The following is a 14,626-nucleotide window of genomic DNA, read 5'->3' as shown; positions in this document are numbered from 1 at the left end:
AATCTCCCTTCAACTACCACAGATGCGGATCCATTCTATCATTCTCCTGCTGTTTCTTTTAGTTATTTCTCCTGTAGCCGGAAGTATATCCATTACAGACAGTACAGCATCTAAGTTCGACCGATATTTCTATGAAGGTGTCCGGCAACGAGAACAGGAGAATTATGCTGCAGCTTTCGACATCTTTCGCTATTGCCATCGGTTGAATCCCAACGATGCGGCTCTGTTATCGGAGTTGGGAAAACTGTATTTTGCCATTGGGCGTCAGGAGGAAGGAACCCGGTATTTGGAACAAGCCTATCGGCTCTATCCCGACAACAAGAACTATGGCAATATATTAGGTGCTGTGTATGAACGCCAGGGACGAGCTGACGATGCTGTCAGGCTTTATGAGGAGATGTCCGAACAGTTCCCTTCCGAGGATGAACTTCGGTTCAAACTGGCCAATATGTACGTACAGGCCGGAGAGATAGACAAGGCCATATACATATACAACCGTATGGAGGCACAAAATGCTGTCAATGCAGCAGATGCCTCCAACTATGCTGAGATTCGGGCACGTCTCTACCTGATGACCGGTCAGACCAACAAGGCTCTGAACGAACTTCGCCGTCTATGCAATCGATTCCCGGAAGTGAATGAGTTTAGGCTGAAGTATGCCGGCACTCTGCTCGACAGTGAGAAGTACGACGAAGCCTACGAGCAACTGCAACTGATAGCTCGGACGGATTCGACAAGTGGCTTGTATCATTTTGCTATGGCCAGCTATTACTTGGGAACGAACGAAAAAGAAGCTGCCATCAACGAAATGATCAAAGTAGCCGCTGACAAGGATGTGGCACCGGAGCAGAAACTACCGATCATCCTGCGCTTTATCGGTACCGACACAGACGAAGAGGATGCACCGAAAAAAGAGTATAATATCCTGCTTGAAAAGATACTTGCCAGCCATCCCACTGAGGTGGATGCACGCCTTTTCTATGCCGAGCTCTTGGAAATGCAGGGTGATTCTATCCATGCCATGGAGGTTTGCCGACCTATCACGGAGTTTGCTCCTAAAGAAGAACGGGCATGGAAATTCATGCTGGGAAGAGCTGTTACCGGCCAGAACCATACCGAAGTCCATCGCATATCCGAACAAGCGCGACAATATTTGCCGGGTGTGCCGCTATTTACCTCTACGATGCCATTTCCTATTATATAGAGAAAAAAGGTTCAGAAGCCAAGCACATACTGCAAGAAGCATTGGAGCATATCGATGCAGAGAAAGATCCCAACGGCCTATCGGATATTTATAGCCAATTAGGCGATCTTGCCTATGAAGAAAATAAGCCCGAAGAAGCCTTCGCAAACTACGAAAAAGCGTTGGAGTTGAACCCGCGTAACGTGGGAGTACTCAATAATTATGCGTATTTTTTGGCCAAAGAAGGCGGTGATCTGGCCAAAGCCGAAAGAATGGCAGCCCAATGCGTCAAGCTGTTACCGGACAATGCGGTCTCGCTCGACACTTATGGTTGGGTATTCTTTCTAAGAGAAAACTATACGTTGGCCAAACTCTACATAGAAAAAGCCTTAGGACTGGCTGCAGACAACCCCGATGCTGATGTCGTAGAGCACCATGGCGATGTCCTCTATATGCTCGGAGAGAAAGAAAAAGCTATGTTGGAATGGAAGCGGGCCAAAGAGATCGGTGGAGGAGGCAGTCCCATGCTAGACAAGAAAATAGAACAAGGAAAATATATCCCAGAAAAGAAGAAATGATGCTTAGGAAGAAGTTTGGCCCCCTTGGGATTTCATTTATCGTCGTTGTCTTTTTTGTGTCGTTGCTTGTCGCAGGATGCGGTTCCGCCCATACATTCGGGTCCATATCCGGTGTCGGCAACGATATGGAAGTCAGTAGCCCTGCTGCTCTTTTTGCCAATATCAAGGAGCACTACCCTCGACAGGACAGATTCAGTGCAACGGGCAAAGCTATTCTCCGATTCGATCAAAAGGAGGTGAATACACGTATCGAATTGACCCTCGTTCGCAATCGTGGTATCCGCCTCGTTGCCATGCCTTTTCCTCTCGTAGTGGCAGGGCGTGCATGGATTACACCCGAAGGTATGACAGTAACTGATGCCATTAACAAACGCTACGTAACAGCCTCTTATTCGCAGCTTAGCGAACTCACCGGTATCGAACTCTCCTATCGTGCCTTCGAATCGCTTTTCCTCGCACAGCTATTCAAAGCTGATGGTGCTTCCATTGTGGCATCGGATCTTTTACTTTCGACCGGTGCACAAAAGGGACATTTGCTTTCCTATCAAGACAACCGAAAAATGGAATATATATCAGAAATCGGTAGCAATAGGCGACCTCTTTCCATCAGTATATACGATCCCTCCACCCACTATAGGCTTGCTACTACCTATTCTTCTTTCCGAAAGTATGGTGCCGAGCATAATTTGCCGGCAAACTTGCTTTTGCAAGTACTGCATCTCGGACAGGTTAAAGGCTCTCTTTCCCTTGATCTGCCTAAGATGAGATTTACAGACATTGATGAAACAGATGTAACCCCTCGCGTCAATACTTCCACCTATCGCAGAATGACGTTGGAAGATCTCTCCGAGCTTTTCTAATCCATCTATCTATGAAGTTTTCAATCCGCCTTTTCCTCTGCATCATCTTTCTCCTCTCTGCATTTATCCTGCCTGCTCTCGGACAAAAATCCAAGCAGGTACAGCGACTTGAGAAGCAACGTAAGGAGGCCCTCAAAGCCATCGAAAAAACCGATCGCGAACTACAAAATACCAAGAAAGACAAGCAAGACAAACAAAAGCATCTCAACCTCCTGAACAAGCAGGTTGCTCAACGCAAGCAGATGGTACAACTCTTGGACAATGAGGTCAAAGAGTTGCAATCCGACATTGATTCCATGACGGGTGTATGTCATCAGCTCTCTGTAGAAGAGAAAGCTCGATCCGATGAATATGCCCAAGCTCTACAGTCTATGCAAAAGCGGAAACGCTCGTTGGATCGCATCCTTTTCATTTCATCGGCCAAGAGCTTTGACGAAGGCATGCGACGGATGCGTTTCTTGGAACAATACGCTTCTGCATACAAGCTGGCATCTGTCCGGCTGCGCGATACACGTAGCAAGTTGGAGACTGAACGTGCGACTGTAGAAGACGCCAAAAAGGAGAAAGGACATCTCTTAGTCATCAGAGAAGAGGAAAAAAAGAAACTCGAAGGACAGCAAGCCGAGCAACGTCGGCAGGTGCAGGCTTTGGGAGCCAAACAAAAAGACTTGGAAGCGCAGCTGCGAAAGCAGAAAAAGCAAGCCGAAGCTCTGAACAGAAAGATCGAGAAACAGATTGCCAAGGAAATAGAAGCTGCCGAACGTCGTGCTCGAGAAGAACGTGAGCGGTTGGCACGCGAAGCCAAAGCCAAGGGTAAGCCGGTTCCTGCCGAACCTGAACGGAAGGCGGAGACCAAAGGTGGCTATGCTATGGATGCCTCCGAGCGTGCTCTCTCGGGCAGCTTTGCACAGAACAAAGGTCGCCTGCCCGGACCCGTTTGCGGCAGATACCGAATCGTAAGCGACTTTGGCGTGCATCAGCACAGTGAGCTGAAAAAAGTACAAGTTAATAATGGAGGTATCGACATCGCTGTAGCAACAGGATCCGATGCTACCAGCGTATTCGATGGTGTAGTGTCCAGTGTATTCGTGATACCCGGTTATAATTCGGCCGTAATGGTTCGTCACGGTAACTATATCACGGTTTATGCGAATCTGAGCAAAGTGTATGTAAGTTCCGGCACTCGTGTTAAAACGGGTCAGGCTCTTGGTCGTGCCTATACGGATCCTTCCAACAACCAGACCATTATTCACTTCGAAATCTGGAAAGAACGCAGCAAACAAAACCCAAGACTATGGTTACGATAGCCATTCCCAACGACTATAATACCCCATTTCGAGATCTTCCCTGGATTCCGAAAGTGGCTGCTACGATCGGTACATTCGATGGCATACACTTCGGGCATCGCTTTCTTCTCGATCAGCTCAAAAAGATGGCGAAAGAGAAGCATCTGCCTACTATGGTAATAACCTTCGACGTCCCTCCCATATCAGTGGTTCGCCCGGGAACACCCTACCAGAAGCTGACTACAATAGGCGAAAAACTCCTCAGACTCGAAACGGAAGGAGTAGACTATACAGTGGTGCTGCCTTTTACACCCGAATTAGTGGCAATGACGGCCGACACTTTCATTACAACCATCCTGCACAAACGACTCCATGTAAAAGCCTTGCTCATTGGCTATGATCACCGATTCGGACATGGACGCATATCCGGCTTGGAAGAATACAAACAGATAGCTACTCCATTGGGTATAACGGTAAAGAAAGCTTCGCAGGCTGAGATCGGTGGAGTGCCGGCCAGCTCCAGTGTCGTACGCCAAGCCCTGATAGACAATAATCTTGCTTTGGCCAATCAGCTATTGGGGTATGACTATATATTGACGGGAAAGGTGGAGCATGGTTTTAGGATTGGGCGCGAATTGGGATTCCCGACGGCCAATCTGACTGTAAGCGACAGTCACAAGTTGATCCCCTGCGATGGGGTCTATGCCGTCAGAGCCATTGTAAGTAGCGAACGATACAATGGCATGTTGTATATAGGTCGCAGGCCGACGTTGAACAACGGTGACCAGCGAACGATCGAAGTCAATCTCTTCGAATTTGATAAAACTATCTACGGATCTCAGATACGAGTGGAGTTTGTATCCTTTATCAGAGAGGATATGAAGTTCGATAGTTTGGAAGCTCTTCGCCAACAAATACAAGCCGACTACGGCCGGATCTCAGCTCTCTTCGAGTCCGAGCAATCCGAGTACTCTGAGTAATCAGAATACTCTGAGTACTCAGAGAATAAGCTCCTACAAATTCTTTAGTAGCGTGTCCGCAGGGGGGATGTGCAGGCTCTGACGGGAATCCTCTATCGCTTGCCATTCGGGAGCGAATCGGACCTTATTGTCTACCTTGAAGTGTTCGCTCCCATAACGATCTATACGATCGAGAACGAAGCCCACCGTTATTTTCTCAGGATCTATCGCCGGACTGAAAAATTCGGCCTTGGGATCGTGTACATAATTCACTTCCGTTATGGCTTCGATGGAAAGCAGGCGGTGTATGGCTTCCGACACTAATCGGATCGGAGCTTTGCTTTCTTCTGCAAGCGAATCCGCTGTATGGGGGCGGCGTTCGTCCGATATGAAACGCTTAACGATCAATGAGGCTACAACGATTGTTATGAAATCGATATAGCGGCGCGAAACATTGGTCGTATCCCTCTCAAAAGCAAATTTCCTGACATTCTGAATGGAGAAACTCAGTTGTGCTCCGAACAGAACAATAGTCCATGAGAGCTGTATCCAAAGGAGCAAAAGGGGTACTGCAGCGAAGCTACCGTATATGGCATTGTATTTCGAGATCCAAAGGATACCACTGATATAAAGAGCTTGGAATATCTGGAAAACGATACCGGCCAGCACTCCAGAAATAAATGCCGGCCAAAACCGGACGTTCACTGTGGGTAATACGATATACATACCGGTAAAAAGTAGAACGATAATCACGTAAGGTATCAGATTCAGGATCAACTCCAGCATAGGGCCGAAGAGGATATATTCGCTGAAGTATGTTCCCTTGATCGTAGTCATCATTAGGGTGAGGCCACTGGATGCCGTGATCAGGATTGGCAACAGGAAAAAAGCTCCCATATAATCGATTACCCTCCGTTTCCAAGTGCGTCTTTTATTGGTTTGCCAAATATCGGTAAAGGTGTCTTCCACAGTGGCAATCAAAGAAAAGACCGTGTAGAGCAGTACGATAAGACCGACACCGACGAAGATACCGCCTTGCACTTGTGCCAGATAGTTTTCCACATAGCCTAATGCCTGTTCCAACTCCTGCTGATGACCGGGGAGATATTCTTTGAGCCAATCATGTACCACCTGCTGAATACCGAAACCCTTGGCAATACCGATCAGGACGGCAAGCATCGGTACGATGGAGAGGATCGTACGGTAAGTGAGAGCAGATGCCTGTGTAGCCAGATCATTTTGGATAAAGTAGCGGATCGTGAGGAAAACAGATTTGAAAGAATTGATCATCAACCGACTTGGTACCGAAACCTCTTCGTCCGTTATGCGCCACATATCTCGGGTGACAAAAAGAATCATTCGGTTTATCCGGATGGACCACCGCCTGAAAAAGCCCTTATCGTTCTTTTTCTCTTTCTCGTCAATGCTCTCTTTCATACAAATCAATGAGTTAAATACCGTTGGTAAATCGATGTCCGGCATATCTCACCCCAAGGAGATTGCCGAAGAAAGAGGGAAAAAGCAGCAGATCTGTAAGCCGGGTTCTGTACTCACGGCCACACGTAGCCGGAGCGTCTGTCATTTATCTTGGCCGTGCGTCACCGCATGGCTCCAGCGATCTACCCCCCGGCATTGGGCGAGCCACCCTACATGCGCCGGTATACATGATCTTACAACCCATCAGACGTACGGCATGCAGCGTCACCGCTGCATCCGGTAGGCTCTTACCCCACCTTCTCACCCTTACCCTCCACGTAGTCCGTACCGAAGCACAGACAACTCATGGAAAATGGCGGTCATTCTCTTCTACGCTCCTTTACCCTCACGAGTAACTTCCTGTTAGGAAGGATGGTGCTCTGCGTTGCCCGGACGTTCCTCCCACTCTCGAAAGAGTGAGCGACAGACCGATCTGCTGCTTATCTTTTCTTTCGTCTTCTATATCTTATCTATGTGCCACCTCTACGACCTTGGTCGGATCAAGATGTTCATTGCGATAGTCCACTTGCTCTACCACTCGGGCAGCCAATTCGCGGAAAGCAATTCCCATCATCGAATCATCCCGAACAGCAACGGGTATTCCTTCGTCCCCGCTTTGGCATATACCCTGCACCAGCGGAATCTGTCCGAGCAAGGGAATATTCAGCTCCTCGGCTAAATTCTTACCGCCATCACGCCCGAAGATGTAGTATTTGTTCTGTGGCAGTTCGGCCGGTGTGAACCACGACATGTTTTCCACCAAACCGAGTACCGGCACATTGATCTTTTCTCCGACAAACATACTGATTCCTTTCCGAGCATCAGCCAAGGCTACGTCCTGCGGTGTCGTCACTACAACGGCTCCGGTAATAGCCAGTGTCTGTACAAGTGTCAGGTGGATGTCGCTCGTTCCCGGAGGCATATCGATCAGGAAGTAGTCTAACTCTCCCCAATTGGCATCGCGGATAAGCTGTGTCAGGGCATTACCTGCCATACTTCCGCGCCAGAGAACAGCATTGTCCGGATCTACGAAGAATCCGATAGAGAGGATTTTCACGCCCATCACCTCTTCGGGAACGATCAATTCGCGTCCGTCCACTTCTTCGAGTACGGGACGTGACTCTTCGCAGTGGAACATCTTAGGCATAGATGGGCCGAATATGTCGGCATCCAAAAGTCCTACCCGATAGCCGGATTTGGCCAGAGAGACGGCCAGATTAGCCGTAACGGTACTCTTCCCGACACCGCCTTTGCCTGAGAAAACAGCAATGATATTCTTCACCCCGGGCAGAAGTTTGGCCGGAGGAGCAGGTATTGCCTGTTTGCTCTTGACAGAGATATTGCCTTTGATGTCGACGTCTTCGCTGATATATGTCAGGATGGCTGACTCAGCTGCTTTGACCACTGATTTGATGAATGGATCGTTCGCTTTGTCGAATATGAGCGAAAACGATACCTTATTGCCATCGATTCTGATATCGTCCTCTACCATTCCGGCCGAAACCAAATCTTTTCCTGTCCCCGGATAGCGAACTTTGCCAAGAGCTTCGAGAATAAGATTGGGATATAATGTTACGTATGCCATGTTCTGAGTAGGTTATTTATTAGGAAGGAACTGCCTGACTTCTTCTGGAGCGATTGTAACTGCGGTAGCTGTCAGGTTCGATTTCAATATCGGGTTCTCGATACTCGCAGTCAGGTTCTCCCAAGCCAAAGCTGATGTACTTGATCGTCAGGCCTCGTTCCAGCCACTGTTGTTCGTAATATGTTCGGATGCCGAGGATTTCATTCTCTACGCATCCTTTGCCGTACAGATCATCCGTTATCTCGTGTACGGGCAGGCCGTTGAGTTCGACCAACGCCTTCGTATAGGTATAGAGGAAAGGGCTATCCGTTTTCAGATGGATACGTCCCCCCCTTTCGAGTACTTTGTCATAGAGCGAGAGGAACCGCGTTCCGGTCAGTCGCTTGCCTACTTTCTTCATCTGCGGATCGGGGAATGTGATCCATATTTCGGCTACCTCTCCTTTGGCAAAGAACCGATCCAAAAGCTCTATATCCGTCCGAAGGAAAGCTACGTTGGACATCCCTTCTTGAAGAGACTCTTTGGCACCGGCCCACATGCGAGCTCCTTTGATGTCGATGCCGATAAAATTTTTCTCCGGAAACCGCTTGCCCAGACCTACCGTATATTCTCCTCTCCCGCAACCCAGTTCCAAGACTATGGGATGATCGTTGTGGAAAAAGTCCGTGTGCCAACGCCCCCTTAGCGGAAAACCGCTCTCCTGTTGCTGCAAAACGGCAAAAGGATATTGGAAGACGTGAGGGAACGTCTCCATGTCGGCAAATTTGGCCAGCTTGTTCTTACTCATGCCCAAGTAGAGTATCAGTCCTCTTCGAAGAGATTGATACTCTCGCAGTATTCGAGTTCGCCTTGCACGACAAAGCGTATCTCATCGGCAGAGAAGTGGCCTACCTCATCCCGTGCAGCATTCTTGACAACGTACTCCACAAGCTCGTCTTCGTCCACCTCCACTGTTTCCTCGCTGTCCTCGGCCATATCCATGAAGCCGCGACTCTCGTAGAAATCGTAAATCAGATCGACGATGTAGACAATGTCGTCATCAGTCATTTTCTCTTTCAATTCCTGCGGGATGAAATTGCGAATAAAAGCCACGGATGCCGCATCGTCGTACATTTGGATTTCTTCTGCCATAAGTATTTATGTTTTTTAGTGGATTCTTTGTTTACTGATGTCCGGCCTGACGGATCAATAGGCACGGGCGAAGAGTACACGTTGGGGCGAGGGCTTGCCCGTCACCATACATTTGCCCGGAGTCATGTCCCCATTCAGCGGGATACAGCGAATAGTGGCTTTCGTTTCGGCCTTGATTCGTTCTTCCGTTTCGGAGGTTCCATCCCAGTGAGCAAGGATAAATCCGCCATCTTCGATCTTTTCTTTGAACTCTTCATAGCTGTCCACCGTGATTGTATGTTCTTTGCGATAGTTCAGAGCTTTTTGGAAGATATTTTTTTGAATATCATCGAGTAGGGTAGCGACTGTTTCTTCTATACCATCCAATCCGACTGTCTCCTTCGTCAGGGTATCACGACGGGCTATTTCGATCGTATTGTTTTCCAAGTCGCGTGCCCCCATAGCCAAACGAACGGGTACGCCTTTCAGCTCATATTCGGCAAACTTCCACCCCGGCTTCTTATTGTCGCTGTTGTCGTATTTCACCGATATACCTTTGGCTCGCAGAGCCTGAATAATCTGAGTGGCCTTCTCATCGATCTGTGCCAACTGCTCCTCATTGCGGTATATCGGTACGATAACCACTTGATAAGGTGCCAATTTCGGAGGAAGTACCAAACCGTTGTCGTCCGAATGGGACATGATAAGGGCACCCATCAGACGGGTAGATACGCCCCATGATGTGGCCCAAACGAAATCACGATTGCCATCTTTATCGGCAAAAGTCACATTGAAAGCCTTGGCGAAGTTCTGTCCGAGGAAGTGCGAAGTACCGCTTTGCAATGCTTTGCCATCCTGCATCAACGCCTCTATCGTATAGGTGTCCACGGCACCGGCAAAGCGTTCGTTGGCGGACTTGACACCCTTGACTACAGGCATAGCCATGTATTCTTCGGCAAAAGTGGCATAAACCTCCAGCATCCGTCTGGCTTCTTCTTCGGCTTCCTCTTTTGTGGCATGAGCCGTATGACCTTCTTGCCAAAGGAATTCGGCTGTCCGGAGGAAAAGGCGTGTACGCATTTCCCATCGAACCACATTGGCCCACTGATTGCAGAGGATAGGCAGATCGCGATGGCTTTGTATCCAGTTCTTATATGTATTCCAAATGATGGTCTCCGATGTCGGACGTACGATCAGCTCTTCTTCCAACTTGGCTTGCGGATCCACTACTACGCCGTCTCCATCGGGATTGGCTTTGAGCCGATAGTGAGTTACCACGGCGCATTCCTTAGCAAAGCCTTCCACATGTTCTGCTTCACGGCTCAGGAAGCTCTTCGGGATAAAAAGAGGGAAATAGGCATTGACGTGTCCGGTCTCCTTGAACATATCGTCCAACTGTCTTTGCATTTTCTCCCATATAGCATAGCCATAAGGCTTGATAACCATACAGCCGCGTACAGCCGAATTTTCTGCCAGATCGGCTTTGATAACCAAGTCTTGATACCACTGCGAATAGCTTTCGCTCCGTGGTGTCAGCTCTTTCAGTTCTTTTGCCATTTTTTCAATGATAGTATCTATGTCCTTCTATTCAGATATTTTTCAGTTTGGCAAAGGTAGTAATATCACGGCAGAAAACCCCTTGAAACGAAGTGCGGATTGCCAAATGGAAGTGGGCAAATCTTTTTATTTTCTGTAGGTAGGTATTTACTCGATGGATTGGGCCGGGTGAGGTGTGCCCTCTTTATTTTTTGTCGGATCCGGTATCAAGCGGACAGGGTGATATCGGAGCAAAGGATCCGAGTCTGCTAAATATATATGGATCCATCCGGTTCGTGTATCAGCTCTTATCCTTTATGTCTTCGAAGTCTACGTATTCTCCTTGGTCTTTGTCGAATTTTCGCTTTTCAAGTTCGTCGAGTTCGACTTTTTCACCCGGAGAAGGGTTTTTTGAGGTTTCTGTTCCTTGTCGTGAAGAGTTCTTCTTCTGTTCGAAAAACATCTGACGAATGGCGAACATCCGAATCAGAAATCGGATTACCCAATAGATTAGCAGGATAAGAAAAAAAGTGCCTATTAGTTCCATATTATGATGGTGCTTTTTGGTTGTGATGAAGAAGAGAGGAAAGGAGAGCGGAGCATGATTTTAGCTTCACTTCTGCTCGCGGCCTGTACGCTTGGCTACGATAGCCATCAGCAGATACAGTACGATAGCCGGCGAAAATCCGCCTATTCCCCAGACTGCTACGAACAGAGCCGAAGCGATGACCAGTGTATATCGCCATTCATTGCCTCGCCACGACAGCGACCGAATCTTCAGGGCGAGCATAGGGAGTTCGCTGATCATCAAATAGGAGAAGAGAAAAACGAGCACAAGAGTGAGCACCAACAAGGGCAATCCGGCCATTACCGGACTGCTATCCAAAGAAAAAAGGTCTATGTATGCGATCCAAAAGAGGGCATTGGCCGGAACCGGTAGGCCGATAAAGGAGGTAGTCTGACGTGTGTCGTTGTTGAATTTGGCCAAACGCAAGGCGGCAAATGCAGCCAAAAGAAACACTCCATAAGCGGCAAAGCGATACGAAGGCTCCACTACAGCAGCCAAAGCCATATACAAACACATGGTAGGAGCCACGCCGAAACTGACCACATCAGCCAATGAATCCAGATCGGCTCCGATAGATGACTTCGCATTCAGAATCCTTGCAGCCATTCCATCGAAGAAGTCGAATACGGCAGCCAAAATAATAAATCCCGCAGCCACAGCGAGATCGTGGTACTCAACGGCTGCGATTATAGCTGCACAACCTGCAAGCAGATTGAGGCATGTGATGGCATTGGGAATATGTCGATGGATATTCATGCTACTCGGGCAGTCGGGCTATTAGCGTTTGATTGCCGACAGTCTTCTGATCCATCTTAACCTCTACCTGAGAGCCGAGGGGCAAGTAAACATCTACTCGTGAGCCAAACTTGATAAAACCCATATGGGCATCTACGGAGCATATATCCCCTACCTCTGCATAGGTAACGATACGGCGAGCCAAAGCCCCTGCAATCTGGCGCGCCAGTATACGAGCACCTTTTTCGGTTTTGATAACGATAGCCGAACGCTCGTTGTCGGTACTACTCTTAGGGAGGTAGGCTGCGATAAAATGACCGTTCTTGTGAGATACGTGCGTAACCTTGCCTTCGCAGGGAAACCAATTGGCATGAACATTGAAAATCGACATAAAAATCGACACCTGAATACAGCGTTCATGGAGTATTTCATTTTCGGATACTTCTTCGATGGCTACGATCTTGCCATCGGCAGGTGCTACAACGGCACGGTCGTCATTGGCAAAGGGGCTGTGTCTCTTAGGACAACGAAAAAAGTTGATCGTAAGCAGATAGAGGAAAATGGCAATGATCATTACCAAATAGGATACAATAGAAGCCCCGAGAAAATAAAACAGGCTTAAGCATATCCCCGTGAAGAGGGTTGCCATGGATACTAAAAGTCCGGTGCTCTCTTTATGAACCTTCATGTCGTTCTCATCATAGTTGAAATGAATCCTGTGGGATTGCACGGAGGAAGAGTATGCCCTTCCACCGTGTCCACTAATACAAAAGTAGCGTTTTTTCTCATCTTCCCGAGCCGTTTGATTATGCTCCGGGCCGTGAGAATGCTGAAAATTCTTTTAAGATTACAGCATAGCGCGACAGATTGGGAAATGGAAGATTCGAGATGCAAAATTCGATTCCCCATGGTTGGAGGTTTTTGCTATATTTGCCGGCCGACAAAGCGTCCACCAAGAGGATGTAGTTCTTCGAAGGAAGAGTTTATCTGCTTGATATAGAACAATATGACAAACAGTTTACGAATAAATGACAACGAATATGCACACAGCTTTCATACATCATTCCCTTTTTCATCAGGCCGATTTTACCCCATCCGTGTCTGTCATACCACTGCACTATTCGGACTAAGCAAGAATATCTCTATGACGAATAAAGAAGAATAAGGCTTCCATAGTCTCCTCAAACATATAAGGCACCCACCGAGTTCCTTGTAGAATTTGGTGGGTGCCTTTGTTTTATCACTGCCCAAACCGACCTTTTTCAGCCTGCGATTTATATAGAAATGAGTTTCGATCTATGTATAAATTGAAAACGATTTATATACAAATCGAAAACGATCTATATATTTATCGTAAACTGTTTGTATATAGATCGTTATCTTCTCTTCTAAAAGTCATGTTTCTACCTGAAAAACATCCTCTTTTTACCTTTTTGACTTCGAAATCGTCTTCCTTTCAGGTGCTTATTTGGAATCATTCCAAACTCATCTTCGTTGTTGAAAACTTTTTTCGCGCGTATTTTGGACTCTCCATCAATACTGATAAAGGTCTATATTTTGCTTTTAGAAGCATATAGAGTTTCAGGACAGGAACAGATTCCGAACTCCTAATAGTCAGACTTTATAAATGATTACTCACCCAACGCATGTATAGTCCACAAGACACGCAAAAAGATGTATAACATCCCCAAATAAAGTATATTCGCAAAGTCAAACCAACTTCACTATTTCGAGTTGCTCATTGGTCAAGAGAAAAATTATGTTTTTATAATGGAGAAAACAATAGAAATATGATACCAGATTTCCAAACCCTGATGCTTCCATTGCTGAAATGTGTTTCAGATGGACAAGAGCACAAATACAGAGATATTATCGAACATTTGGCAGCCGAATTTGAGGTCACGGACGAAGAACGCAAGGAACTCTTAGCAAGTGGCTCCCAAGCTGTTTTTAACAATCGCGTTGGCTGGGCAAGAACATATCTAAAAAAAGCTGGTCTTCTTGATTCGCCTAAACGAGCGATTCTTATAATTTCTGACCTTGGCAGAGAGATACTTTCGAAGAATCCCCCAAAAATAGACACAAAATACCTAAGACGGTTTCCGGCGTTTATAGAATTTCAGAACGGTTATCGAAATGACGGCGAAACAGAAGAAGAGTCCATAACAGAAGAAATACACGAACAAACACCTGAAGAGGTCCTTGACAAAGCATATCAAAGAATCAGAAAATCATTGGCTTCCGAATTACTTAATAAAGTCATTGACCTTTCACCTGCTTTTTTTGAGAGGCTTGTTGTCGAATTATTAGTCAAAATGGGATATGGAGGTTCTATCAAGGATGCCGGTAAAGCATTAGGCAAAAGTGGAGACGAGGGAATTGACGGAACAATAAAAGAAGATAAACTGGGACTTGATATTATTTATATCCAAGCCAAGCGCTGGAGGCCTGGGAATGTGGTAGGAAGACCTGAGCTTCAAAAGTTTGTTGGAGCACTCGCTGGACAAGGTGCCAAAAAAGGGATCTTTATAACAACTTCAAATTTTACAAAGGAAGCATTAACTTATACACCCAGGAATGAGACTAAAATTGTATTGATAGATGGGGAACAACTAACTCAATTAATGATCGATTACAACCTTGGATGCACTACACAACAGACTTATGAGTTGAAAAAGCTCGATAGTGACTATTTTGGAGAAGAATAAAAAGGGAAAGCATCTGTTCTGCGGCTTTTTTTCTTTTGAATT

At 46.9% G+C, this 14,626-nt stretch carries 14 protein-coding genes and 1 other RNA gene; 6 read left to right on the top strand and 9 right to left on the bottom strand.

The features are described 5' to 3' along the window. Positions 1-22 precede the first annotated feature (22 nt). From PGN_RS04770 to ribF, 5 genes are read left to right on the top strand one after another with little or no spacing between them, the layout of a single operon-like run. Complete coding sequence (locus PGN_RS04770; RefSeq protein WP_012457943.1) at positions 23-1,204, top strand: tetratricopeptide repeat protein; 1,182 nt, start codon at positions 23-25, stop codon at positions 1,202-1,204. Positions 1,205-1,245: 41 nt separating this feature from the next. Continuing rightward, entirely contained in the window at positions 1,246-1,761 is a 516-nt protein-coding gene (locus PGN_RS11870) for a tetratricopeptide repeat protein (protein ID WP_012457942.1), read from the top strand. Next, the gene (locus PGN_RS04765; RefSeq protein ID WP_043876364.1) at positions 1,761-2,621 is read left to right on the top strand and encodes a DUF4292 domain-containing protein; all 861 of its coding nucleotides are present in this window, start codon (positions 1,761-1,763) and stop codon (positions 2,619-2,621) included. Before PGN_RS11870 ends, PGN_RS04765 begins: the two co-directional genes overlap by 1 nt. 11 nt (positions 2,622-2,632) lie before the next feature. Next, complete coding sequence (locus tag PGN_RS04760; protein WP_012457940.1) at positions 2,633-3,928, top strand: murein hydrolase activator EnvC family protein; 1,296 nt, start codon at positions 2,633-2,635, stop codon at positions 3,926-3,928. Further along, positions 3,916-4,887 (top strand): riboflavin biosynthesis protein RibF, encoded by a 972-nt coding sequence (gene ribF, locus PGN_RS04755; protein WP_012457939.1) that lies wholly within the window; start codon positions 3,916-3,918, stop codon positions 4,885-4,887. Before PGN_RS04760 ends, ribF begins: the two co-directional genes overlap by 13 nt. Positions 4,888-4,920: 33 nt before the next feature. On the opposite strand, the gene PGN_RS04750 is transcribed toward ribF, so the two are convergent. From PGN_RS04750 to PGN_RS04715, 9 genes are all read right to left on the bottom strand, one after another. After that, positions 4,921-6,303: a YihY/virulence factor BrkB family protein gene (locus PGN_RS04750; RefSeq protein WP_021662093.1), complete on the bottom strand. Its 1,383-nt coding sequence runs from the start codon at positions 6,301-6,303 to the stop codon at positions 4,921-4,923. 80 nt (positions 6,304-6,383) lie between these two features. After that, positions 6,384-6,782, bottom strand: an RNA gene (rnpB, locus tag PGN_RS09985) — RNase P RNA component class A. Positions 6,783-6,808: 26 nt separating this feature from the next. Continuing rightward, complete coding sequence (locus PGN_RS04745) at positions 6,809-7,927, bottom strand: Mrp/NBP35 family ATP-binding protein (RefSeq protein WP_004584185.1); 1,119 nt, start codon at positions 7,925-7,927, stop codon at positions 6,809-6,811. A gap of 19 nt (positions 7,928-7,946) precedes the next feature. Beyond that, positions 7,947-8,714 carry a tRNA (guanosine(46)-N7)-methyltransferase TrmB gene (trmB, locus tag PGN_RS04740; protein WP_012457937.1) on the bottom strand — a complete coding sequence of 256 codons (768 nt, stop codon included), beginning with the start codon at positions 8,712-8,714 and terminating at the stop codon, positions 7,947-7,949. Positions 8,715-8,728: 14 nt separating this feature from the next. Further along, the gene (locus tag PGN_RS04735) at positions 8,729-9,058 is read right to left on the bottom strand and encodes a hypothetical protein (RefSeq protein WP_004584187.1); all 330 of its coding nucleotides are present in this window, start codon (positions 9,056-9,058) and stop codon (positions 8,729-8,731) included. 54 nt (positions 9,059-9,112) lie between these two features. Continuing rightward, positions 9,113-10,594, bottom strand: coding sequence for a proline--tRNA ligase (proS, locus tag PGN_RS04730; protein WP_004584188.1), 1,482 nt, complete (start codon positions 10,592-10,594; stop codon positions 9,113-9,115). Between the two features lie 280 nt (positions 10,595-10,874). Continuing rightward, a complete protein-coding gene (locus tag PGN_RS04725; RefSeq protein ID WP_004584190.1) occupies positions 10,875-11,120 on the bottom strand; it encodes a hypothetical protein in 246 nt (81 codons plus the stop codon). A 66-nt stretch (positions 11,121-11,186) separates the two neighbouring features. Continuing rightward, entirely contained in the window at positions 11,187-11,897 is a 711-nt protein-coding gene (gene pssA / locus PGN_RS04720; RefSeq protein ID WP_012457936.1) for a CDP-diacylglycerol--serine O-phosphatidyltransferase, read from the bottom strand. A 1-nt stretch (position 11,898) separates the two neighbouring features. Then, positions 11,899-12,564, bottom strand: coding sequence for a phosphatidylserine decarboxylase family protein (locus tag PGN_RS04715; RefSeq protein WP_004584192.1), 666 nt, complete (start codon positions 12,562-12,564; stop codon positions 11,899-11,901). Positions 12,565-13,666: 1,102 nt separating this feature from the next. Between PGN_RS04715 and PGN_RS04705 the strand changes: the two genes are divergently transcribed. Continuing rightward, positions 13,667-14,584 carry a restriction endonuclease gene (locus PGN_RS04705; protein WP_012457934.1) on the top strand — a complete coding sequence of 306 codons (918 nt, stop codon included), beginning with the start codon at positions 13,667-13,669 and terminating at the stop codon, positions 14,582-14,584. The last annotated feature ends 42 nt before the right edge of the window (positions 14,585-14,626 follow it).

Source organism: Porphyromonas gingivalis ATCC 33277 (genome assembly GCF_000010505.1).
Classification (GTDB): Bacteria; Bacteroidota; Bacteroidia; order Bacteroidales; family Porphyromonadaceae; genus Porphyromonas; species Porphyromonas gingivalis.
This window is presented reverse-complemented; position numbering and strand designations above follow the sequence as displayed.